The organism is Pelagimonas sp., assembly GCF_050633425.1.
Lineage (GTDB): Bacteria > Pseudomonadota > Alphaproteobacteria > Rhodobacterales > Rhodobacteraceae > Pelagimonas.
The window spans coordinates 1-23,520 of record NZ_JBOEGM010000048.1 but is presented as its reverse complement, the minus strand read 5'-3'; the positions used below and the strand labels follow the sequence as shown (position 1 = coordinate 23,520).

At 56.2% G+C, this 23,520-nt stretch carries 25 protein-coding genes; 24 read left to right on the top strand and 1 reads right to left on the bottom strand.

Annotation, left to right across the window (positions count from 1 at the left end; genetic code table 11):
- Window positions 1–39: 39 nt before the first annotated feature.
- The 21 genes from ACRBB0_RS26125 to hypE all read left to right on the top strand — a co-directional run bounded on the left by ACRBB0_RS26125 (window position 40) and on the right by hypE (window position 20,285).
- Complete coding sequence (locus ACRBB0_RS26125) at window positions 40–480, top strand: SH3 domain-containing protein (protein WP_431377404.1); 441 nt, start codon at window positions 40–42, stop codon at window positions 478–480.
- Window positions 481–980: 500 nt separating this feature from the next.
- Window positions 981–2,303, top strand: coding sequence for a sensor histidine kinase (locus ACRBB0_RS26120; protein ID WP_431377403.1), 1,323 nt, complete (start codon window positions 981–983; stop codon window positions 2,301–2,303).
- Window positions 2,300–3,292 carry a HupU protein gene (locus ACRBB0_RS26115; RefSeq protein WP_431377402.1) on the top strand — a complete coding sequence of 331 codons (993 nt, stop codon included), beginning with the start codon at window positions 2,300–2,302 and terminating at the stop codon, window positions 3,290–3,292. The genes ACRBB0_RS26120 and ACRBB0_RS26115 overlap by 4 nt, the downstream gene beginning before the upstream one ends.
- Window positions 3,289–4,722: a nickel-dependent hydrogenase large subunit gene (locus ACRBB0_RS26110; protein ID WP_431377401.1), complete on the top strand. Its 1,434-nt coding sequence runs from the start codon at window positions 3,289–3,291 to the stop codon at window positions 4,720–4,722. Before ACRBB0_RS26115 ends, ACRBB0_RS26110 begins: the two co-directional genes overlap by 4 nt.
- Window positions 4,722–6,953: a carbamoyltransferase HypF gene (gene hypF / locus ACRBB0_RS26105; RefSeq protein ID WP_431377400.1), complete on the top strand. Its 2,232-nt coding sequence runs from the start codon at window positions 4,722–4,724 to the stop codon at window positions 6,951–6,953. The genes ACRBB0_RS26110 and hypF overlap by 1 nt, the downstream gene beginning before the upstream one ends.
- 224 nt (window positions 6,954–7,177) lie before the next feature.
- Window positions 7,178–8,272: a hydrogenase small subunit gene (locus ACRBB0_RS26100; protein ID WP_431377399.1), complete on the top strand. Its 1,095-nt coding sequence runs from the start codon at window positions 7,178–7,180 to the stop codon at window positions 8,270–8,272.
- Window positions 8,273–8,274: 2 nt separating this feature from the next.
- Window positions 8,275–10,068, top strand: a complete 1,794-nt coding sequence (locus ACRBB0_RS26095; RefSeq protein WP_431377398.1) for a nickel-dependent hydrogenase large subunit — start codon at window positions 8,275–8,277, stop codon at window positions 10,066–10,068.
- Between the two features lie 13 nt (window positions 10,069–10,081).
- Entirely contained in the window at window positions 10,082–10,246 is a 165-nt protein-coding gene (locus ACRBB0_RS26090; protein WP_431377397.1) for a hypothetical protein, read from the top strand.
- Window positions 10,243–10,995: a Ni/Fe-hydrogenase, b-type cytochrome subunit gene (gene cybH, locus ACRBB0_RS26085; RefSeq protein WP_431377396.1), complete on the top strand. Its 753-nt coding sequence runs from the start codon at window positions 10,243–10,245 to the stop codon at window positions 10,993–10,995. The genes ACRBB0_RS26090 and cybH overlap by 4 nt, the downstream gene beginning before the upstream one ends.
- Window positions 10,996–11,269: 274 nt before the next feature.
- Complete coding sequence (locus ACRBB0_RS26080; RefSeq protein WP_431377395.1) at window positions 11,270–11,875, top strand: HyaD/HybD family hydrogenase maturation endopeptidase; 606 nt, start codon at window positions 11,270–11,272, stop codon at window positions 11,873–11,875.
- A 4-nt stretch (window positions 11,876–11,879) separates the two neighbouring features.
- Entirely contained in the window at window positions 11,880–12,200 is a 321-nt protein-coding gene (locus ACRBB0_RS26075) for a HypC/HybG/HupF family hydrogenase formation chaperone (protein WP_431377394.1), read from the top strand.
- Between the two features lie 12 nt (window positions 12,201–12,212).
- On the top strand, window positions 12,213–12,596 hold the full coding sequence (locus ACRBB0_RS26070; RefSeq protein ID WP_431377393.1) for a hydrogenase accessory protein: 384 nt from the start codon (window positions 12,213–12,215) through the stop codon (window positions 12,594–12,596).
- An 11-nt stretch (window positions 12,597–12,607) separates the two neighbouring features.
- Window positions 12,608–13,453, top strand: a complete 846-nt coding sequence (locus ACRBB0_RS26065) for a hydrogenase expression/formation protein (protein WP_431377392.1) — start codon at window positions 12,608–12,610, stop codon at window positions 13,451–13,453.
- Window positions 13,450–14,250, top strand: a complete 801-nt coding sequence (gene hybE / locus ACRBB0_RS26060; protein WP_431377391.1) for a [NiFe]-hydrogenase assembly chaperone HybE — start codon at window positions 13,450–13,452, stop codon at window positions 14,248–14,250. The genes ACRBB0_RS26065 and hybE overlap by 4 nt, the downstream gene beginning before the upstream one ends.
- A 3-nt stretch (window positions 14,251–14,253) precedes the next feature.
- The gene (locus tag ACRBB0_RS26055) at window positions 14,254–15,159 is read left to right on the top strand and encodes a hydrogenase expression/formation protein HupK (RefSeq protein WP_431377390.1); all 906 of its coding nucleotides are present in this window, start codon (window positions 14,254–14,256) and stop codon (window positions 15,157–15,159) included.
- Window positions 15,152–15,493 carry a hydrogenase maturation nickel metallochaperone HypA gene (hypA, locus tag ACRBB0_RS26050; protein ID WP_431377389.1) on the top strand — a complete coding sequence of 114 codons (342 nt, stop codon included), beginning with the start codon at window positions 15,152–15,154 and terminating at the stop codon, window positions 15,491–15,493. The genes ACRBB0_RS26055 and hypA overlap by 8 nt, the downstream gene beginning before the upstream one ends.
- A complete protein-coding gene (hypB, locus tag ACRBB0_RS26045) occupies window positions 15,493–16,347 on the top strand; it encodes a hydrogenase nickel incorporation protein HypB (protein ID WP_431377388.1) in 855 nt (284 codons plus the stop codon). Before hypA ends, hypB begins: the two co-directional genes overlap by 1 nt.
- On the top strand, window positions 16,344–17,816 hold the full coding sequence (locus ACRBB0_RS26040; RefSeq protein ID WP_431377387.1) for a sigma-54-dependent transcriptional regulator: 1,473 nt from the start codon (window positions 16,344–16,346) through the stop codon (window positions 17,814–17,816). Before hypB ends, ACRBB0_RS26040 begins: the two co-directional genes overlap by 4 nt.
- A 3-nt stretch (window positions 17,817–17,819) precedes the next feature.
- Entirely contained in the window at window positions 17,820–18,119 is a 300-nt protein-coding gene (locus ACRBB0_RS26035; RefSeq protein ID WP_431377386.1) for a HypC/HybG/HupF family hydrogenase formation chaperone, read from the top strand.
- Window positions 18,106–19,239: a hydrogenase formation protein HypD gene (gene hypD / locus ACRBB0_RS26030; RefSeq protein ID WP_431377385.1), complete on the top strand. Its 1,134-nt coding sequence runs from the start codon at window positions 18,106–18,108 to the stop codon at window positions 19,237–19,239. The genes ACRBB0_RS26035 and hypD overlap by 14 nt, the downstream gene beginning before the upstream one ends.
- A gap of 2 nt (window positions 19,240–19,241) precedes the next feature.
- Window positions 19,242–20,285 (top strand): hydrogenase expression/formation protein HypE, encoded by a 1,044-nt coding sequence (gene hypE / locus ACRBB0_RS26025; protein ID WP_431377414.1) that lies wholly within the window; start codon window positions 19,242–19,244, stop codon window positions 20,283–20,285.
- Between the two features lie 345 nt (window positions 20,286–20,630).
- On the opposite strand, the gene ACRBB0_RS26020 is transcribed toward hypE, so the two are convergent.
- Window positions 20,631–21,530: a LysR family transcriptional regulator gene (locus ACRBB0_RS26020; RefSeq protein ID WP_431377384.1), complete on the bottom strand. Its 900-nt coding sequence runs from the start codon at window positions 21,528–21,530 to the stop codon at window positions 20,631–20,633.
- Window positions 21,531–21,630: 100 nt separating this feature from the next.
- Here ACRBB0_RS26020 and ACRBB0_RS26015 point away from each other — a divergent pair, with 100 nt between their 5' ends.
- From ACRBB0_RS26015 to ACRBB0_RS26005, 3 genes are all read left to right on the top strand, one after another.
- Window positions 21,631–22,095 (top strand): nuclear transport factor 2 family protein, encoded by a 465-nt coding sequence (locus ACRBB0_RS26015; protein WP_431377383.1) that lies wholly within the window; start codon window positions 21,631–21,633, stop codon window positions 22,093–22,095.
- A 161-nt stretch (window positions 22,096–22,256) separates the two neighbouring features.
- A complete protein-coding gene (locus ACRBB0_RS26010; protein WP_431377382.1) occupies window positions 22,257–22,706 on the top strand; it encodes a nuclear transport factor 2 family protein in 450 nt (149 codons plus the stop codon).
- Window positions 22,707–23,151: 445 nt separating this feature from the next.
- A partial coding sequence (locus ACRBB0_RS26005) for a PAS domain-containing protein (protein WP_431377381.1) occupies window positions 23,152–23,520 on the top strand: 369 nt, incomplete at its 3' end.

Here is a 23,520-nt window from a genome sequence, read left to right as displayed (position 1 = left end):
CTACACTTCCCGTAGTGGTCAATTTGGGGAGTGGTTCAAATGAAGCGACCTTGGCAGAACCGAAGTCTCAACCGGGTCGCTTGTGCGGCAATCAGTTTGTTTTCCATGGCTTTGGGCGCGGTCGCTCACGCCAACGAACTGGATGTGATCATCTACGAACGCGGCGGGGATGGGCAAATTGCCGAATGCGCGATCAGTATTGTCGATGGATTGAAGGAAGACGGGGATAACTTCCTGTCCGTCCGGAGTGGACCCGGCACGACCTTTCGCAAGATTGATGAACTCAAAAACGGAGATTATGTCTTCGTTTTCGATGACCATGGTGATTGGCTTGGTGTGATCTACGGGAGTGGCAAAGATGTTCTGAGCCAAGACGAGATTGGATGCGGATTTGTCGGTGAAGGCACGCGCCCGATGACCTACCCTGGCAAAAAGGGCTGGATCCACATGAATTGGGTTGTTCCATCAGACATCGGCTAAGTGGCTCAGGAACCATGCCAAGCCAAAGCCCCAATGTGGGACAAACACAGGCAACCCGCCGCGCGGTAATCTATGCAGAATATTGCTTGGCCCAAGAGCGACACTGCGATCAGATGCGTGTCGAGCCTGTCGTGGTGGCAGGCCGGGTCGGGCTCATTTCCGCAAGCAGAGCATGTTGCACCTATGGTGAAATGTCCGAGCATCTGCTCCCTTCCCAAGCCGAGGGGAGTCTAAAAGAATGACGACATTTCCTTGCAAATTCGGCGTTGGTTGTGAAATTGGCGGGGTAAACGCCCACGCAATAAGGCTTTCACAGCGTGCCATATGTCTTCTGTCAGGTGTTAATCTGTTCCGTTGCCTTGATAAATCGACACCTTTCCATTGGATGCTGATTAGCGGAATGAAAACCCCAATGGCACCTTGAAACAGTGACATGCCAAATGAGGATCGTTGCAAACTCGGCCGTTAGTTGGGATACTCGGGGCAATAAGGACGCCCTCATGACCGCCAATTTGTCTGATTTCCCAACATCAAGCTTTAGCGATGCCGCCTGGGCAGAGGTCGTCCTTGCGATCGAGGATACCTATTCCGAACTGGCAACATACCAGAGCCGGTTGGAAGCCCAAAATGTTGAACTTGAAGGGCTGCGGCGCTTTATGGGGTCGGTCTTGTCGTCGATTTCCGACATCTTGTTTGTCGTCGATAAATCGCGTCGCATCGAGGAGGTGAATGGGTCGGTGCAGGCCATTTTAGGCTCTGACGACTCCGTTGCGCTGGGAACGCCTGCGGAAACGCTGTTCTCCAAATCTGATCAGGCTCTCTTGAGACAGACCCTTGATCAGGTTGTGCTGACCAAACAGTCCATGCGCATTGAAGTTGAGATTATGACCACATCCGGGGCGACACCGTTGGACCTCAGCATTGCCCCACGACTCGATGATCGGGGGCGCAGCCGGGGGGCCGTACTTGTCGGGCGCCCGCTGGGTGAATTGCGCAATGCCTATGCCGAATTGGAAGATAGCCACAATTCTTTGAAAGAGGCCCAGAGCTATCTGGTGCGGAGCGAAAAGCTTGCGTCGCTTGGTCGGTTGGTTGCGGGGGTGGCCCATGAATTGAACAATCCCATCAGCTTTGTTTACGCCAATACCCATGCATTGGAGAAATACACCCGACGGATTGAAAGCTATTTTCAGGCGGTGGAATCCGGGGCGGCGCGCGAAGACCTTGTGAAGCTGCGCGCGGAATTGCGGCTTGATCGCGCGGTCAAGAACCTGCGCGACGCACTGAACGGGGCCAAGGAAGGTGCTGAGCGGGTACGCGACATCGTTGAGGATCTGCGCAGGCTGAGCGCCGATGGCCGGGGCGACGCCATCCTTTTTGATCTTAACACCACTGCGCGAACCGCGGTTGATTGGGTTGTGCGCGGCACCAAAACGCCTACGGCCATTTCCTTTGTCGAAGAAAGCGGGCTTCAGGCCTTTGGCAACCCGGCGCATGTTCAGCAGATCGTGATGAACCTTGTGCAAAACGCGCTTGATGCCTTGGCCCAAGTGCCTGATCCGAAAGTGACAATCATGACTGGTGCCAAGGGCGATCGTGTCATGCTTCGGGTCACGGACAATGGCACCGGTATCCCCAATGAGGTGGCCACGTCGATTTTTGATCCGTTTTATACCACCAAACCCGTTGGCAAAGGGACCGGTTTGGGATTGGCGATTTCGCACAAGATCGCCGAAGAGCATGCCGGCACACTGACGCTTTTGACGTCAGAGGTCGGGAACACCTGTTTTGAACTGACCTTACCGAAAAGCGCTCCGTTATGAATGTACTTTGGTTGCAATCCGCTGGCTGTGGCGGGTGTACGATGTCGCTGCTATGCGCCGAGGCACCCAACGTCTTTGACACCCTGCACGGTGCAGGCATTACCTTTCTCTGGCACCCATCCCTATCGGTTGAAACCGGCGACGAGGTCCGGGCGTTGCTGGCGCGCATCGAAGCTTTGGAGGTACCTCTTGATGTGTTGTGTATCGAAGGGTCGATCCTGACGGGGCCCAAGGGGACGGGCAAGTTCCAGATGTTGTCGGGCACCGGGCGATCCATACTTGATTGGGTGCGCTCGCTTGCGCCTTTGGCGCAAAACGTTGTCGCGGTTGGCACCTGTGCGACCTATGGCGGCGTGACGTCGGCGGGGTCTAATCCTGCGGGCGCTATTGGCGTGCAATATGATGGCTATGAACCGGGAGGCGCGCTCCCCGAAGATTTTCGCGCCCGCAGCGGTTTGCCCGTGATCAATGTGGCGGGGTGCCCGACGCATCCTGATTGGGTGACAGAAACCCTGTTGTTGCTGGCTTCGGATGCGTTGGAAGCCAGGTCTTTGGACCAAGTGGGCCGCCCATTGTTTTATGCGGAAAATCTGGTCCATCATGCCTGTCCCAAGAACGAGTTTTACGAGTTCAAGGCCAGCGCAGAAAAACTGAGCCAGCTGGGCTGTATGATGGAACATCTGGGATGTATCGGCACGCAGGCTGTGGGCGATTGTAATATCCGTGGTTGGAACGGAGGCGGCTCTTGTACAAAGGCGGGTTACCCCTGTATCAACTGCACCGCGCCAGAATTCGAAGAGCCCAATCATTCCTTTATCGAAACGCCCAAATTTGCGGGTATTCCGGTGGGCTTGCCATCGGATATGCCCAAGGCGTGGTTTATGGCGCTGGCTTCTTTGTCAAAGGCTGCGACGCCAACACGGCTGGCTGAAAACGCTGTTGCCGATAGGATCAAGATCGCGCCGAAAATTGGACACCGCAAGAAATGACCAAACGCAAGCTGCTGATTGGCCCGTTCAATCGTGTTGAAGGAGATCTGGAAATCCGACTTGAGGTTGAAGACGGTCACGTCGCTGCCGCCTTTACCAATTCGCCGATGTTTCGCGGGTTTGAAGCGATGTTGCAGGGCAAAGGTCCTATGGATGCGCTCACACTGACACCGCGCATTTGTGGTATTTGTTCGATCAGTCAGTCTGCGGCTGCGGCGGCGGCTTTGGGGGCGGCGGCAGGTGTTTCGCCCGCGCCGCAAGGGGCACTTGTGACGGCTTTGTTGCATGGGATCGAAAACCTGTCTGACCACCTCACCCATTTCAACCTGTTCTTTTGTGCGGATTTTGCCCGTCCCGCGTATAGGGACCGCACCTGGCATGAGCGCGCCGTGGCGCGGTTCACTGCGATGGAAGGGTCCGCCACGCGTGAATGCATCGAGGCACGGGCACAGCTTTTGCACATTGTTGGGCTTTTGGGGGGCAAATGGCCCCATACGCTTGCCATTCAACCCGGCGGCGTAACCCGAGCGCCAAGTCTTCGCGATAAGATGCGTATTCTGGCGTCGTTGACCGCATTTCGGCGCTATCTGGAACGGGTGATGTTTGGGGCCCCGGTCGAAGCATTTGCAAGCCTGTCCAGCGCGGAGGCCGTGACAGGGTGGGACACGGGCGATGTCGGGCTTTTCATGGAGATCGCCGCCGATCTGAACCTTGGGCATATGGGGGACGGACCGGGGCGGTATATGTCTTTTGGGGCCTATCCAATAGGCGAGACCCGCGCCTTCGCCGCCGGCATTTGGGACGCAGGAACCCTGCGGCCGTTAGAGACATCGGGCATCCGGGAGGATTTGAGCCACGCCTGGATGTTGGGCAAATCTGCGCATCCCGCCAAGGGCACCACCATACCAGATGAAGACATGCGCGAGGAGGCCTATAGTTGGTGCAAAGCCCCGCGGCTTGATGGGCAAACCATCGAAACGGGTGCTTTTGCGCGTCAGGTGATCGACGCGCATCCCGCAGCATTGGATATGGCGCAAAAGGCCAGCACAGTCTTGAGCCGTGTTGCCGGACGTTTGCTTGAAATCGCCCGAACGCAAATCATGCTGGAAGATTGGGCCAAAGCCATTCAACCCGACGCGCATTTCATCGACAATTTTGACGCGCCTCATTCGGGCACCGGCGAGGGGCTGGTCGAAGCGGCACGGGGGGCGTTGGGGCATTGGATCGATATTCAGGACGGCAGGATCGAAAGTTATCAGATCATTGCGCCCACCACGTGGAACTTCAGCCCGCGCGACGCCAATGGCCTCCCCGGGCCCGTCGAGGCCGCATTGGTCGGAGCGCCTGTGGGGGAGCAGGAAAATACGCCGCTGAGTGTCCAGCACATCGTGCGCAGTTTTGACCCCTGCATGGTCTGCACAGTTCACTGATGGAGGGGCTGTCTATCCGTGTTCGGGGCCAAGTTCAGGGCGTGGGGTTCCGGCCGTTCGTTTGGAGGCTGGCCAATCAGTTCGGGCTGGTGGGGCAGGTGCTCAATGATCCCGAAGGGGTCTTGATCCACGTCTTGGGCGTGCAGCATGACGCATTTGTTGTAGCCCTGCGGACGGAAGCTCCGCCCTTGTCCCGTGTCGACGGGGTTGAGGTTTTAGCGCATGAATTTGCCAGTGCGCCCAATGGGTTTGAGATCGTGGCAAGCGCAGGACAAGGCGCACAAACAGGTGTGACGCCTGATGCGGCGACCTGCCAAGACTGTTTGGCAGATATTCAGGGCGCAGACCCGCGCCGTAGGGGGTATCCGTTTACCAATTGCACGCATTGCGGGCCCCGATTCACGATTTTGCACGGGCTGCCTTACGACCGTTCCAAGACCACGATGAGCGCCTTCGCCATGTGTTCTGAATGCGCGGCGGAATACGCTGACCCAAGCGATCGGCGTTTTCATGCACAACCGGTTGCCTGTGCGAATTGTGGGCCACAGGTGTGGTTCGAAGCGAGCGATGGCACGCGAAACTCTGGTGGATTGGCGCATGCGGCAGCGCGGCTCAGGGCCGGTGATATATTGGCGATCAAAGGGCTGGGCGGATTTCATCTGTGCTGTGATGCGACCAATCCGGCGGCCGTCGCTCTGCTGCGCGCGCGTAAGCATCGGCCGACCAAGCCATTGGCGCTTATGGGCATGGCGGATCACATCTCAGTTCATGCGCACGCCACGGCGCAAGAATGGGAGGCGCTGGCCGATCCCGGCGCACCGATTGTGCTGTTGGAAAAGGCAAACCCGCTGCCAGATGCCCTTGCCCCGGGTCAGACCCGGTTGGGTTGGATGCTGCCTTACACGCCGCTTCATCACTTGTTGATGGCGGCTGTGAAGGAACCTCTGGTGATGACGTCCGGCAATGTATCGGGCGAGCCACAGGTGGTGGATAATGCCGAAGCGCGCGAGAAACTGAGCCATCTGGTCGATGGCTTTTTGATGCACAACCGCGACATTGCCCGCAGGCTGGACGATTCCGTTTTACGACAGACTCCACAAGGGCCGATGGTCCTGCGGCGCGCACGCGGGCAAGTGCCTGCGACCATGCCCTTGCCGCAGGGGTTTGATGACGCGCCACAAGTTGTAGCGTTTGGCGGGCAGCTAAAGTCAGCGATCTGTCTGATCAAGGATGGCGCGGCGTTGTTGTCACACCATTTGGGTGACCTGGATGATGCGCTGACTTGGGACGAGTTTTTGAAGGCTGATGCCGATTACGCAGCGCTTTTTGATCATGCCCCAGAGGTTTTTGCCTGCGATATGCACCCCGAGATGCGCGCGTCCCAACACGCGGCTGCGCGGGCTGGGACCAAGCCGCTGATCGAGGTTCAGCATCACCATGCCCATCTGGGTGCTGTGCTGGCCGAAAACGATTGGCCTCTGTCTGGCGGGCCGGTGGCGGGCATCATTCTGGACGGGTTGGGGCTTGGCGCGGATGGAACGATCTGGGGCGGGGAACTTCTGCTTGGGGATTATCACGGCGTCAAGCGGGTGGCGCATTTATTGCCGGCCCCATTGGTCGGGGGGGATGCTGCACAGCGCGAACCGTGGCGCAATGCGGTGATGCGGTTGGATCAGGCAGGGTTGTCAGACAGGGCGGATACCCTGTTTTACGATCACCCATTGACCATCATCCGACAAGCTGCAGCGAAGGGGCTAAATGCGATCCCAAGCAGTTCTGCAGGACGGCTTTTTGATGCGGTTGCCGGGGTTTTGGGCCTATGTGCAAAGGGGCAAAGCTTTGAAGGGGAGGCCGCCATGCAGTTGGAAGCCATTGCCCAGGCTGACGCCCCCCCATATCCATTTGATGCGGATCTTTCGCCCGCGCCAATGTTTCGGGCATTGATTGAAGATATCACGCAAGGCGCGTCTTTGTGCCATATGGCGGGGCGGTTTCATGCGGGATTGGCGCAGGCCTTTGCTCAACCCGCCCGCGCCTTGGTTGAGACAGGGCAGGCTCGGGCCGTGGCGCTGTCGGGTGGATGTTTTCAGAATGCTTTGTTGCTGTCAGAGGTGATCAAGCGGCTTGAGGATGTACCGGTTGTGCTACACCATCAGGCCCCGGCCAATGACGGCGGATTGGCGCTTGGACAAGCGGTGATCGCCGCCGCGCAACGTCTTGGTGACCGGTAATCTTGCAACCAGATGAGGGTGTGGTCGGATAGAAACCTACCGCCTGCAGCCCTGTGATCATGACCGGAACTCCTGTTATCATTTTGATTTGTCAGAGTAAAAATTTCCTTCCGGTTTCGTCGATGAAGGCTCGAAATTCGGGAGCCTGACCTGCGATCCTTTCATCAAAGCTCCCTTTCCATGGTTTATCGCCGGGGCGGGGGCGCGACTTGAAAGGGAGTGCAATGGCCGAGATTGAGACATTCTATGATGTGATGCGCAGTCAGGGGATCACCCGGCGAAGTTTTATGAAATATTGCTCGCTGACCGCATCCGCTCTGGGGCTTGGACCGGCCTTTGTGCCACAGATCGCCAATGCGATGGAAACCAAGCCGCGCACACCGGTTATTTGGGTGCATGGTTTGGAATGTACCTGTTGTTCTGAAAGCTTCATCCGTTCGGCGCATCCGTTGGCAAAGGATGTGGTGTTGTCGATGATCTCGCTAGATTACGACGACACGCTGATGGCTGCGGCGGGTCATGCCGCCGAGGCCGCGTTTGAAGAAACGATTCAGAAATATGACGGCCAGTATATTCTTGCCGTTGAAGGCAATCCTCCTTTGAACGAAGACGGGATGTTTTGTATCTCGGGCGGTAAGCCGTTTGTCGAAAAGCTGCGCCATGCGGCCAAAGGCGCAAAGGCCGTCATCAGCTGGGGTGCCTGCGCATCTTATGGCTGTGTACAGGCAGCCAAGCCGAACCCGACCCAAGCAACCCCGGTTCACAAAGTCATCACCGACAAACCGATAATAAAGGTGCCGGGCTGCCCCCCGATTGCAGAAGTCATGACCGGTGTCATCACCTACATGCTGACCTTTGACCGCATGCCCGAACTGGACCGGCAAGGGCGCCCGGCGATGTTTTATGGTCAACGGATTCACGACAAATGCTACCGCCGTCCGCATTTCGATGCCGGTCAGTTTGTCGAGGAATGGGACGATGACGGCGCACGCAAAGGATACTGCCTCTATAAAATGGGGTGCAAGGGACCAACAACGTACAACGCTTGTTCAACGGTGCGTTGGAACGAAGGGGTCAGTTTTCCCATTCAATCTGGCCATGGCTGTATCGGTTGTTCCGAAGACGGGTTTTGGGACCAGGGGACATTCTATGACCGGGTGACCGACCTGACGCAATTCGGGGTTGAGGCCAATGCCGATCAGATCGGATTTGCTGCGGCGGGCGCGGTTGGCGCGGGTGTTGCGGTTCATGCGGCGGTGACGGCGCTGAAGGCTGCCCAAAACAAAGCACAAAAATCAAAAAGTAATGAGGAGGCCTGATCATGGTGGTTCAAACACCAAACGGTTACAGTCTGGACAATTCAGGCCAACGCATCGTCGTTGATCCGGTAACGCGCATCGAAGGGCATATGCGTTGCGAAGTGAACGTGGACGACGACGGGATTATTCGCAACGCGGTCTCAACCGGGACCATGTGGCGCGGGCTTGAGGTAATCCTGAAGGGGCGTGACCCACGCGACGCATGGGCTTTTACCGAACGGATTTGCGGGGTATGCACCGGGACGCATGCGCTGACATCTGTGCGCGCGGTCGAAGATGCGCTTGGCATCACCATTCCCGACAATGCCAATTCCATCCGTAACATGATGCAATTGAACCTCGAAATTCATGACCACGTTGTGCATTTCTATCACTTGCACGCGTTGGATTGGGTTAATCCCATCAATGCGCTGCGTGCCGATCCCAAAGCCACAAGCGAATTGCAGCAAACGGTTTCGCCCAGCCATCCACTGTCGAGCCCGGGCTATTTCCGCGACGTGCAAAACCGTCTCAAGCAGTTTGTGGAAAGCGGTCAGTTGGGTCTGTTCAAGAACGGATATTGGGACAACCCGGCCTACCTTTTGCCGCCTGAAGCCGATCTGATGGCCACGACGCATTATCTTGAGGCGCTGGATTTGCAAAAGGAAATCGTCAAGGTTCACACGATCTTTGGCGGCAAAAACCCGCATCCCAATTGGCTGGTAGGGGGGGTGCCATGCCCGATCAATGTGCATTCAACCGGGGCTGTCGGCGCGATCAACATGGAACGGCTGAACCTGGTCAGTTCCATCATCGACAAATGTGATGAGTTTAACAAAAACGTCTATTTGCCGGACGTGATGGCGATTGGCGGGTTCTACAAGAACTGGCTCTATGGAGGCGGGCTTTCGTCTCAAGCCTGTCTGGCCTACGGGGACATCCCTGAAAACCCCAATGACTTCTCGCCTGAGCAGTTGCACTTGCCGCGTGGGGCAATCGTCAATGGCGATATGTCCACGGTGCACGATGTGGATGTGCGCGACCCCGAACAAATTCAGGAATATGTCGATCACAGCTGGTACGAATATGCCGAAAAAGGCAAAGGCTTGCATCCCTGGGACGGCGAGACCCAGGCCAAGTTCGAGCTGGGTCCAAACCTGAAAGGTACGCGCACCAATATCGAACAGATCGACGAAGGCGCGAAATATAGCTGGATCAAAGCGCCACGCTGGAAAGGCAACGCGATGGAGGTTGGTCCTTTGGCTCGCTATATTGTCGGTTACGCCAAAGGCCACGAAGAGATCAAAGATCAAGTCGACGGTTTGCTGCGCAAGATGGACCTACCGGTAGACGCTTTGTTTTCGACGCTGGGCCGGACCGCCGCACGGGCGCTGGAAAGCGAATATTGTGGGCGTTTGCAGCGACACTTCTTTGACAAGCTTGTCGCAAATATCAAGAACGGCGATGAAAGCACGGCCAATGTCGCCAAATGGGACCCCAAGACGTGGCCCAAAGAGGCCAAGGGCGTGGGTATGACCGAAGCGCCTCGGGGGGCTTTGGGCCATTGGGTCAAAATCAAAGACGGTCGCATTGAGAACTATCAATGTGTCGTGCCAACCACCTGGAATGGCTCGCCGCGCGATACAAAGGGCAACATCGGTGCCTTTGAGGCGAGCCTGATGAACACCAAGATGGAACGACCCGAGGAACCGGTCGAAATCTTGCGCACCCTGCATAGTTTTGATCCCTGCTTGGCCTGTTCAACCCATGTCATGTCGCCCGATGGCGAAGAGCTAACCACTGTGAAAATCCGCTGAAAGGACCTGACTTATGAAACGTATTTTCTCGCTTTTTACTCTGATCCCCGGTGCAGCATTTGCTCATGGTGGTCACGCTCCGCTGCCTGCGGGGGCGCATGAGGTCAGCCACATGGTGCCTGTCATCGTGCTTGGGGTGATCGTGGTCAGCGCCGTCTTGTGGTGGATGAAGGCATGAGCACGGATGCCACAGCCAAGAAGCCACCAAGGCTGGCGGCTGACGCGACCGAGGCGGATCGTGCTTCGTTGTCGCGCAACAGTTCGGTCTATGTCTATGAGGTGCCGGTGCGGCTCTGGCACTGGGTCAATGCAAGTGCGATCCTGGTGCTGTGCGTCACAGGGTATTTGATCGGATCGCCTCTGCCATCCGTTGATATCAGCGAAGCCACACATCAATTTGTCTTTGGCTACATCCGCTTTGCGCATTTTGCGGCGGCAATGATCATGACAGTTGGTTTCTTTGGGCGCATCTATTGGTCTTTTGTCGGCAATTCACATTCGCGCCAAATGTTCAGGCTTCCGTTCTATCGGCGCGCATTCTGGGATGAGCTGATTGATGAAGTGAAATGGTATCTGTTCCTGAAAAAGCGGCCCAAGAAATACGTTGGGCATAATCCGCTGGCTCAGGTTGCCATGTTCTTTTTCATGACGGTTGGCATGACGTTCATGATCCTGACAGGGTTTGCGCTCTATTCCGAAGGGGCCGGTCGCGATGGGTGGCTCGACACGCTATTTGGTCCGCTGCTTGACCTCGTTGGCGGAAGCCACCTCATGCATCAGATCCATCATTTGGGGATGTGGGCGATCATTGTGTTTATCATCATCCACATCTATGCCGCTGTGCGCGAAGACATCATGTCACGTCAAACCATCGTCTCAACCATGATTTCCGGGACACGGACATTCAAAGACGACGACCCTGACTGACACTTGAATAACAAAGATGAGAAAAGAGCGGGCCGGTGTGTCCGCTCTTTTTGGTTAGTATCTTTGCAAAAATAGCACAAAATGATTATTTGGTTTCCACATGAGCGGCGGCGGTATGCCATTGAATGCCGAAATTACCTTTACTTTCAAAGGTAAAGGTAAATGTCATCTAAATGATAAAATCGGTTTCCCCCGAGTTCCGGAAAGTTACTCTCCTCATTGACCGATACCGGAAAGCGGTTTTCGGCTGGTAAGTCAGGGGGGAGAAGGCGTGATGGCCAAAGTGCTGATTTTGGGCATTGGGAATGTTCTATGGGCAGATGAGGGCTTTGGAGTCCGTTGTGTGGAAACGCTCGCTCGCAATTGGTCGTTGCCCCAAAACGTGACCGTACTGGATGGCGGCACGCAGGGATTGTACCTTTTGCCCTTTCTGGAAGACGCGGACATTTTGCTGGTTTTTGACGCGGTGGACTACGGCTTGAAGCCGGGCACTTTGAAGATCGTCGAAAACGAAGAGGTGCCCCGGTTCATGGGGGCCAAGAAAATGTCGCTGCATCAAACTGGGTTTCAGGACGTGATCGCGACTGCGCAGCTCATGGGGTATTGCCCGGAAACGCTGATCCTGATCGGTTGCCAGCCTGAAGAACTCGAGGATTACGGCGGAGGGTTGCGCGATGTCGTCGCGGCACAGATCGCCCCGGCCATCAAAGTCGCGCTAGGCAAACTGTCGGCGCTGGGCGTTCATGCCAAGCCCGGTGCGACCAAGACTGATCTGCTTGCCGATGATGCCATCATGCGCGACGCCTATGAAACCGGTCGCCCCTCTGAAGAAGAGGCATGCCGTATCGGTGATGACCGCTTTTTCCCGGCTGAGAACTAAGGGCATGTGCGTTGGCGTTCCCATGCAGATCACAGCGATTGACGGTATCGCGGCGACCACAACCGATGGTCGTCACATCGAGGTCATCGACCTGTCCCTGACCCCTGATGCCAAGGAAGGCGATTGGATTCTGACGTTTTTGGGCGCTTCGCGTGAAGTGATCACGCTGGACGAAGCCAAAAAGATCGTGGCGGCTTTGGATGGCCTGCGCTCGTTGATGCAGGGCGGGGAATTGGGCGATGCCTTTGCCGATCTCGAGGAAAAAGGGCCGCAATTGCCCGCACATTTGCAAGCCGCATTGGATGCTGGCCAGACCACAGGTTGAGGAGAAACAGGGATGACCCATCCGCTGATAACACGATTGACGACTGAGTTTGACTACCCGCAACTTGAGAATATGGGCGACGTCGCCGCTTTTACCGAGGCTGACGGGCTGCATGTGATTTTTGTTCCGGGCGATGTGAAGCGGAATTTGGAAACACCGGATGTTGCGGTGATTTTGCCAGAGTTGCGTCAGGCCTTTCAGGGACGGTTTGATTGCGCCGTGGCCGCCGACAGTGTCGAGGTCGAACTGCGCCAGGCCAGCGGTGTGTTAAAAACCCCCAGCCTGATCTTTTACCGTGAGGGCACAATGATCGGCGGCATTCCCAAGGTGCGCGATTGGTCCGAATACGTCGAACGCATCACCCAGATTATCGCGCAACCTGTTGCGGCAGAATAAGAAAGACCACCATGACCAACCCTTTTATGATGCCGCCCACCGGCTTTGGCCCAGGATCGCAACCGCTTGATCATGAAGACGATAAGCTGGAATACATGCCGCTGCCGCAAGACATGCGCACGTATTCGCCGCGTTTGCCGGAAATCGATGACCTGGCCGAGCAAGACATAGAACCCGCATTGTCAGTGATGCGGGACCTATCCGCCGCCTGCACGCGTATCGCGACAGAGGGCGGCACCGCGCAGTTTGATTTGCGTGGGCTGGACGCGGTCAATCGCAACCTGATTGCCGAAACACTGGGCGAAGGAGAAGTGTCTGCAAAGGTGCGTCAAGTGCCCGCGATTGCCGTGCAGGAAAGTGTTTTCGCCGGCGTTTGGACGCTCAAGAGCGCAACCGATGATTGGATAGACGTCGGGGCCATTCCGACATGTGTGACCCAAGATCCCTTTGTGTCAACGCGCGCGGGCGAGGGGAGCAAGACCCCGTTGGCGCAGGGTGTGGTAAATGCGCCCCCGTTGTTTGTGGAATTGAACGACAAATCCGCAAGCTTTGATCCGCAAGCGCCCTTGCATGTTGTGAACATGTCGCTGCTGCCTCATACCGAAGAAGATCTTGTCTGGCTAGATCGCGCGCTTGGCGAAGGGGCTGTAACGATCCTGTCGCGCGGTTATGGCAACTGCCGCGTCACATCAACGACTCTGCCCAACGTTTGGCGGGTGCAGTTCTTCAATTCAATGGATACGCTGATCTTGGATACGTTTGAGGTCACAGTCATTCCAGAAGTGGCAATGGCGGCGAAGGAAGACTTAATCGACAGCGGCAAGCGTCTTCTTAGCGTGCTCGAGGCGATCCAATGACCGGCTTTGAGGGGAGCTTTCTGGGGGCTATGGACAAGATTAGCCCACTTGCGATCATGGAATGCAAAATCTGCTGGACGCCATATGATCCCGCTGAGGGGGACGATTTTCGTCAGGTCGAAGCAGGCACAGCCTTTGTCGACCTTCCCCATGACTGGTCTTGCCCAAATTGCAGCGCACCAAAAGAACAGTTTATGGTGTTGGAAGACCCCGGATCGCAGGCCTCCGCCGAGGCAACATTCCTGAACGAAGCTACGCAAAGGCTTGAGTCGGATTTCCGCGAGATTTGGCATGCCAAAATGCGCGATGTTCCGATGGTGAATAAGCTGCTCAGCGTTGAGGCGGTTGGCTTCGAAGTGGTGGATGGCCGCCCGTTGGGGGTGCTGATTTCGCCTTGGTTCATGAACCTTGTCATGCTTCCGGCTGAGGGCGAGAGTTGGTCTGATTTGACCGCCGGAACCAAGGAAATGATCGGCTTCCCATCTGGCGACTACGAATTCATCCACAACACACGTGAGCAGATCGGCGGATACAAAGCCTGTTCCTTGTTTTCTCCGATGGGGGAATTCAAATCGCAATTGCAGGCCCAAGACGTGGCGCGGGCTGTGATGGTCGCGCTGTTTGAAAAGGAAAACCGCGCTGAAACAGATCGCGCCGCCGACATTCGCGCTGCCCGCGAGGCCGAACTTGCCCCGCCAGAACCCAAGGATGAGCCGCCACTCCTGACCGATGAACCCAGCCGTCGGTCGCTCATAACCGCGGGCCTCAGCAGCCCGGACGCCGAGACGAACGCCTAAACCATGGACATTGCACGCCCTCCAATTCACCAGATCGCGGCGCGGCCCAAAGCCGTTTTGCCGATTGCGGAAATGGTGGTGGGGCTGGAGGCCAATGACGTCGCCGATCTGCTGCCGCGTGTGTTCAATCTGTGCCGTGCGGCCCAAAGCTTGGCGGCCCGCGCCGCGATGGGCTTGCCCCTTGCAACGCATGCGGCGGAGGATCTGCGGCGCGATATCTTGCGCGATCACGTGGTCAAGGTGTGTTTGAAATGGCCACCGGCTTTGGGCCTTGCACCAATTGCCTTGCCGCAAGGCTGGCTGGATGACCTATCGCAAATGCGCGAGGTGCTGTTTGGTCCGCAACGGGCCATGCCTCGCACAGCACAGGCCTTCTGGGCCTTCATCAGCGAGGCCGAGGGCGGGCTTGGGCCTGTGTTGGGGGCCGTCAAGGCGGCCTTTGATCCGCATGTGGCATGCACGCAGGTGTTGCCTTTGGCGAGACCGGAAACCGTCATGGCACGCTTCCCACAGGAAAACACTGTTGCGGCCCGCCACGCTAGGCATCCGGTCATGAAAGCGATTGCACAGGACTATGGCAGGGGGCCATTGTGGCGGGCGACCGCCATAGCCCTTGATATGGAAAGCTGTGTGAACGAGACATTGCCCGCCTGGACAAAGCGACCTGATGAGGTCGTTGTTGTGCCCGCTGCACGTGGGCTTTATGCCATTGAGGTGCGTGTGGAACAGGGTCGCATAAAGAGGTTTCGCCGTGTCACGCCAACCGATCACCTTCTGGTGTCAGGGGGCGTTCTGGATCAATCACTTGCCTCTCTGGACCGACCTGTTGATCATCCGCTCATGACGCTTCTGTTAGACATTCTTGATCCTTGTATACCACTTGAATTGCGGGAGGTCGGTTATGCATGAAATGTCGCTTTGCGAAGGTATTCGTGGTGTGATCGAAGATCAGGCTGCGCAGCACAATGTCACCCGGATCGCCAAGGTTCGTGTTGAAATCGGGCGATTTGCGGGTGTTGAAACGGATGCGCTGCATTTTGCCTTTGACGTGGTGATGCGGGGATCGGTCGCCGAAGGTGCTGAGTTGATTACCATTGATCTGCCGGGCCGGGCCATGTGCTATGATTGTATGAAAGAGGTGGAGATTGACCACCGCCTTGACCCTTGTCCCGATTGTGGCGGCGGTAAACTGATGCCTCAGGGCGGCGATGAAATGCGAATAAAAGATCTGGAGGTTGCGTAATGTGTACAGTGTGCGGATGTGGGGATGGTGAAACAAAGGTGCACGGTCAGAGCCATGACCACGGGCACGATTACGGCCATGGCGGGGAACATCACCATCATCACGATGATGAGGGGCATCACCATGATCACCAACACTATGGCCACGGCCCCGCCGGTGTCGAAGTTGCGGGCATGTCTCAGGAACGCCTGATCGAGATCGAGACAGGCATCCTCAGCAAGAACGACCGCTACGCCCAAGCAAATCGCGCTGTCTTGCAGACGCATAACATCTTTGCAGTCAACTTGGTTTCTTCTCCCGGCTCGGGCAAAACAACGTTGTTGTGCAAGACAATTCAAGGGCTAGGCGATGTGCTTCTTGGCGTGATCGAAGGTGATCAGCAAACTGAGAACGATGCGAACCGCATTCGGGCAACCGGTGCCCCTGCTGTTCAGGTCAACACTGGCAAGGGCTGTCATCTGGATGGTCATATGGTTGGCCACGCCATGGAACATCTCGACCTTCCCAAAGGCGCACTTTTGTTCATCGAGAATGTTGGAAATCTGGTTTGCCCCGCCGCCTTTGATTTGGGTGAGGATGGCAAGGTGGCTATCCTTTCTGTCACAGAAGGCGAGGACAAGCCTCTGAAATACCCAGATATGTTCACAGCCGCACGGCTGGCTGTTCTGAATAAAATCGACCTTGCCCCGTATTGTGATGTCGATTTGGACCTATACGAGACCAATCTGCGCCGTGTGAATCCTGATATTGAAATCTTGCGGGTCTCGGCCAAAACCGGCGAAGGGATGGACGATTGGCTGGCATGGCTCCGGGGCAATCTGCAACAAAAAGCCGTTGGACACGCAGCGGAATGACCAACTTGCCGACCCTTCTTTTGGTGGATGACGAGGAACAGTCGCTGACGGCGATGCGTCTGGCGTTGGAAGACGACTTTGAGTGTCTGACAGCGCTGGATGCCGACGAAGCCACGCGGGTGATGGAAGAGAATTTTGTTCAGGTGATTTTTTGCGATCACCGGATGCCGGGGCGCTCTGGTGTGGAGTTTCTGTCGGAAGTGCGGGAACGTTGGCCTGAAACCGTGCGGATCATCATCACCGGATATACCGAAACCAACGATATGATTGCCGCCATCAATGAGGCGGGCATCTATCAGATCGTGACCAAGCCCTGGCACCCGGATCGGCTTTTGTTGACGGCCAAAAACGCATCCCAACTGTTTGTTCTGACTCGGGATCATGACCGTATGTCGCTCGAGATGCGCTTTATCGGGCGCACCGCCGACAGCAAATTGGAAGCCCGCCGCAAGATTTTGCGCGAAGGGCTGGGGTTCGAAAAGATACTCCGCGCGCCCAATTCACCAATGAACGCGACAATCGAGCTGGCACGGCAATACGCCAGTTTTGATGTGCCGGTCCTGATCAGCGGCGAGGCGGGAACCGGCAAGGACATGATGGCGCGTGCGATGCACTATGCCTCGTTGCGATCCGACCAGTCGTTTTTTGAACTGAACTGCGCCGGTTTGCCGGATAACCATTTGCGGATTGAGCTTCTGGGGGCCAAACGGGGGGCGCGGCCAGATAACCCGACGGCGAAAATGGGGCTGCTGCAAAAGGCCTCACAGGGGACGCTGTTTCTGAATGGGGTCGAGTCTCTTAGCCCGGAAATGCAACTGTTGCTCCTGCGGGTTGCGGTCGAGGGGCGGTTTGAGCAATTGGGCAGTACAGAAACCCAGAGCACCGGGGTCAGGTTGATCGTTGGCTCACATTGTGATCTCGCTGCGGCGGTTGCCAAGGGCACGTTTCGCAATGATTTGTACTACGCGCTGGCCACTGCTGAGCTTAGTTTGCAACCCCTGCGCGCCCGGACCGCAGATTTTCCAGTTTTGACCCAGGCGTTATTGTTCGACATTGCGTCCGAGCACGGCAAACCGGTCGAAGGGTTGACGGATCTCGCTCTTGAGTTCCTGACGAATTACAACTGGCCTGGAAATCTCAGCGAATTGTATAATGAGCTGACGCGTATGTTGATGTGCGCTCAGGAACCGGCATTGGGGCCTGAATTGATCTCGCGCCATATTCTGCAGGCGGACCCCTCTGTAACCCCAGAGGCGGGCGCGGCTGAGGTGCTTTCGGCGGGGGGCACGTTGAAAGACCGGGTGGAGATGATGGAGGCGCGCATCCTGCGTGAAACCCTGACGCGCCTGAAATGGAACAAAAGTCGTGCTGCAGAAGAGTTGGGGCTTAGCCGTGTTGGTCTGAGGTCCAAACTGGACCGCTATGGTGTTGTGCAGCCTGCAAAACACACGCATCCCGAGGAGAGTTGAACCATGTGCTTGGGAATACCAGGGCAAATCATTGAAATCACGGATTCTGCGCGCCTGATGGCGATGGCGGATGTGTCGGGCGTGCGTCGCGAGGTGTCAATCGCGTGCGTGGCACCTGCTGAACTTGAAACATTGGTTGGGGAATGGGCGCTGATCCATGTTGGATTTGCCATGAGCGTGATCGACGAGGAGGAGGCGCAGAAAACCCTAGAGGCCCTGCGCGGTCTGGGCGAGGCGCAGGAGACACTGGAAGCAATGGCACAGGGCGACGCGGCTCTGGAGGAACAACATGAGATACGTTGAAGAATTCCGCGATCCGGTGGCGGCGAAATCGGTTTTGGCCGCTATTGAAAAGGTGGTGGACGAGATAGGCGCGACAAAAGAAAAGCCCATTCACATCATGGAGATTTGCGGAGGGCATACGCACGCGATCTTTCGCTATGGGTTGGACAAACTGACCCCGGAAGGCGTCGAGTTTATCCATGGCCCCGGATGTCCCGTGTGCGTGTTGCCGATGTCGCGGATCGACGAATGTGTCCAGATTGCCGAGCGGCCAGAGGTTATCTTTACCACCTTTGGTGATGCAATGCGGGTGCCGGGCACGGGCAAGTCATTATTGCAGGCCAAGGCAGATGGTGCGGATATCCGAATGGTTTATTCTCCGCTGGACGCTCTGGAACTGGCGCGGCGTTATCCAGACCGTGAGGTCGTGTTTTTTGGGCTGGGGTTTGAAACCACAACGCCTTCTACCGCGTTGTCGATTCAGCAGGCAGCTCGGGAAGAGCTCCCTAATTTCAGTGTCTTTTGCAACCATATCACAGTCCCGCCCCCGATTAAGGTGCTGCTTGATGACCCGCATATGGTGCTGGACGGGTTTGTCGGGCCGGGGCATGTGTCAATGGTAATTGGCGTGCATCCTTATGATTTTATCGCCCAGGACTATGGCAAGCCCATTGTTGTGGCGGGTTTTGAGCCGCTTGACCTGTTGCAATCGGTGCTCATGGTTCTAACCCAAATTCGCGATGGCCGTGCTGAGGTGGAAAACCAATATGCCCGCGTGGTGCCAGACCAGGGGAACCCGGTCTCGATTGCTGCGATCGAAGATGTATATGAGCCGCGCCCGACCTTTGAATGGCGCGGATTGGGAGAGATTGACGCAAGTGGTCTGCGTATTCGCCACGCGTACCAGGCCTATGATGCAGAAGAGAAATTTGGTGTCGGATACGGGGCAGGGCCGAGAGTGATTGCCGAGCCTGAGGGCTGTGCTTGTGGTCAGGTGATGACAGGCCGGATCAAGCCCTATCAATGCGAACAATACGGCAAAGGGTGCACACCTGAGATGCCGCTAGGTGCCTTGATGGTCAGCTCAGAAGGGGCTTGTGCCGCCTATTTTCAATATGGTGCTGTTGAGATGGTCGAATGAACATGAACATACCCCAGAAAGCGACCCGCCTGCGTGGCGAGCGTGTGACGATGGCGCACGGCGGTGGCGGTAAGGCGATGCGTGACCTGATCGAGGAGGTGTTCACAGATGTGTTCCAGCCCCCCGGAGATGAAGATCAGGCGCGTCTGATGGCGGACGCGTTAAAGGAAACCGGAGCGCAACTGGCCTTTACCACTGACAGTTTTGTTGTCACGCCGCCGGAGTTTCCGGGCGGTGATATTGGAAAAATCGCGGTATGTGGGACAGTCAATGATCTGGCTGTCGGTGGGGCCAAGCCATTGTGGCTATCTGCGGCTTTTATCATCGAAGAAGGATGCGAGATTGCTTTGTTGCGTCGGATTGTGGCTTCGATGGAGGCCGAGGCCCGCGCCGCCGGGGTCCGGATTGTGACAGGCGATACCAAGGTTGTTGAACGCGGCTCTGCCGACAAGGTGTTTGTGACAACGTCCGGTGTTGGGGTGATCCCGCAGGGGCGCGACATGGCCGCCCGGAACATTCGCCCTGATGATGTTGTCATCGTCAATGGCGTCCTTGGTGATCATGGCGCGACCATTCTGGCGGCCCGTGGTGACATGGCGCTGACGTCAGACATCACGTCCGATTGTAAAAGCCTGAATGATTTGATTGAGACCGTGATTGCAGCAGCCCCAAACCTGCGCGCGGCCCGAGACGCGACACGGGGCGGTGTCGCGTCCTGTCTCAATGAAATGGCCGAGGCCGCAGGCGTCAGCATTGAAATCAACGAAGCCAAACTGCCGTTACGGGCCGAGGTCAAAGGCATGTGCGAAGTGCTGGGCCTTGACCCGCTCTATCTTGCGAACGAAGGAACGATGGTGATGTTTGTTCCCCCCGATCAGGTGGATGCCGCGCTTGCCGCGCTGCGTGCAACTGCTGCGGGCAAAGGCGCAGTGGTGATCGGCAAAGTCGGCAAAGGCCCGGTTGGTCGCGTCACTATGACCACGATATTTGGCGGCACACGTTTGGTCGATATGCTGGTCGGAGAGCAACTTCCACGCATCTGCTGAGAGTGACCCGTGTGAGCTTTTGCTGGTCTGAGGCAACTCGGTATCTTATTATCTTTGACCGAATTTGTGAGGGTTGTGTCGCTGTGTGAGCCAGCAACCTTGCGTGTCTGACATGTGCTCGCCGCTGCTTGGGTTGGAGAACAAGGGGCCCCAACAAACCGGGATGGCGCAGAGAAGGCGAATGCCCCTTTGTTCGCGCGACGGCCTTTGACTAGGAGGCATCAGCGGTTGATCCACAAACCCGTCAGATGTCAGGTTTGTAGCGCCCTTGTTAAGGGCTCAGCATCTCAAGACAGTCAAAGTTGGCCGGATGTGATGGGCCAAAGTTCGGCGCCACAGACGACGTTATCTTTTTCGTCGGAGTTCCAACACCTTGATCAACTCAGTCAGAGCTGCAGATTTTTGACGGCGGCTTGGGTAGTAAATGTGGTATCCGGGAGATGCCACGCAATGGGGCTCTAGGCATGGTTCAAGTGTGCCGGTTTCCAAATGCGCCGCCACCAGGGGCGCAAAGGTACAGACAAGACCCAACCCGTTTTGGGCTGCTTCAATAAGGATTGATGCATCGTTTGTCGCGAACTGTGGATCGATACGCATCTCTATCCGACGTTCGGCTTGTTGAAACGGCCAGGCAAAGATATCGCCGTGGCTGGCGGAGCGCGCCCCGATGCAGGTGTGTTCCGCCAGATCTTCGAGCGACTGCGGACGACCACGGCGCGCAAAATAGGCTGGCGATCCCACAACCACCGTTTCAATATTGGGTCCCAGCGGCAGGCTGATCATGTCTTGTTCAAGGTGTGAGCCAAGACGGACGCCAGCATCAAATCCCTCGGCGACCACATCCACAAATTTGTCGCTGACGTGCAGATCGACCGACACATTCGGGTGGGCTTCAAGGAACGAGGGCAATGCTGGCACAAGCAGGTCCTTGGCGGCATGGGCGACCGCAGTGAGGCGCAGGGTTCCCGTCAGCCCATCTTGCCCCGCCCGCGCAATGTCTAACCCATCAGAGATCTGGCGCAGAGCGGGGGCGACTTGCTCCAAAAGGCGTTGGCCTGCCTCGGTGAGCCTTACACTACGGGTCGATCGCGCCAACAATGGCACGTTCAGGCGCGCCTCAAGCTCCGAAATCGTTTGGCTCACGCCTGATTGCGCCCGGCCGATTTTTGCCGCCGCGCGGGTAAAGCTTCCGGCCTCAGCGACGGCCTGAAAGATCAGAAGATCTGATAAATCTCTGCGGTCCATTTATCACCATATCTGATAGGGTGTATCTATTAATTCACCCTACCGAATGGGTCGGGCATGGGCCAGTTTCGTTTCTACAAACCGACATAGGACCGAGACAATGACCATGACAGCGCAAGGCACCGACAATGAAACGCGATTTTCGTCGCTCTCATCCCTCCTGCGGCATGCCTTGGATGATGACATGCTTTCGCCAGATGCGGAGACTCTTCTAGAGATGATGCGGGATGACATAGTCTTTGAGTTCCCCTTCCCAATCCCAAACGGCACGCAGCGTATCGAAGGCAAAACCGCGCTGGCAACCTATCTGTCGATCGTCGGCACGGTGCTCAGCATCGACGTCTTGACGGTGAAACGGAGTTTAATCTCCCAAGATCGTTGCAGCGCAGTGCTTGAGTTCAGCTGTATGGGGGCCAGCAAGACCAGTGGCGCGCGTTATGATCAAGATTATGTTTCGGTGATCGATTTCCTTGATGGTCGCATCAGTTGCTATCGCGACTACTGGAACCCGCTGATCGCACAGGCTGCACTGGGAGACAGTGCGCTTTTGAAAGCCCGCGCCTAAACGGCCAGTGATCAGGTTCAAGCGAAAGCGTGACCATTCAAGCCCGTTTCGGGTCTAGGGCCGGCCCAAAGGCCCTCCTCGAATTCTCATCGGCTGAGAATAGCCGTTGCGTCGCAATGGCCCCAACGACCTTCCTTCAACACTTTCAAAGGACTTTTACAATGTCTGCACCCGATCCGTTTCCCCCTTTGACCAACCTCTTGCGCAAGAGCATTGGCGATTTGTTATCTCCGGCCGATAGCTTTTCCGACATGTGTGCCGAAGACGTGGAATTTGAAGCGCCCTACGCCCCAGGCGGGTCAAACAGCATATTTGGCCGTCAGGCAGTCGCAAACTATATGCCGGTTGTGCCTGAGTTTTTCACCATCGAAGAACTGGTTGAAACCGCGCAATACCGCTGTACAGACCCGGAACTTGTTATCTTGGAATTCCATGCGCGCAACGGCGTTGGCGTTAAAACCGGGCTGCCCTATGATCAGAAATACATCAATGTCATCCGGGTGCGGGATGGCAAAATTGTTCAGTATCGCGACTATTGGAACCCCAGTGTCGTTTTGGACGCAGTGGGCGGCGTAGATGCTTTGCCTGAAAACGTGAAGACCACGGCGTAAGGTCCAAAGCCCGAACGCGCTGATTTTCAAAAACTTTTCTATCAGTCGCAGGTTGCTCTCAAATCCAGATCACATATCACGCCCGCACAAAAATACCTGTGCGGGTGTCTGGCGTCACATATCTGAACCAGCCCGTAAAAGGCTAAAGCGTTCATAACAGACATTCACCTCAATTCCGTTCTTTACCAAACGCGCGGCTTACTTACGACCGCCTCAACCCACGTGCTGACCAGTGGGGCATAACTCGACACAGGTGGGTTTTCCGACAGTTTTTTTCAAGACAGTGCCTCGGGGCCTAATTGGTGGCATTCATGCGTTTCAATAGCAACCCAATTTTCAACGAATCTTAAACACAAGATTGCGCAGATCCGAATATCGGAAAGTTCCTGTTAAGAATCGTGATGCATCCTGCGCCTGGGGTATCAATCTATGTGAGGCATATGTTATGGGTGCGAAAGACACAGCAGTAGAGGCGTCAGAAGATCTAAATATAATGGATCTAAAAGGCGTCGTGGCGGCCATTGATCGAGTTCAGGCTGTCATTGAATTTGAACTAGATGGCACAATTATTACTGCCAACGAGAATTTTCTATCGACCGTCGGCTATAGTCTAGATGAGGTCGCTGGCCAACATCACCGAATCTTTTGCGATCCTGAGTTTGCCAAAACGGATGATTATCAGGACTTCTGGATGAAACTTGCTATGGGTGAGTTCTGTGCTGGTGAATTCAAACGCTTTGGGAAGGGCGGCGAAGAAGTTTGGATTAACGCCAGTTACAATCCGATTTTGGGTGCGGATGGCAAACCATACAAG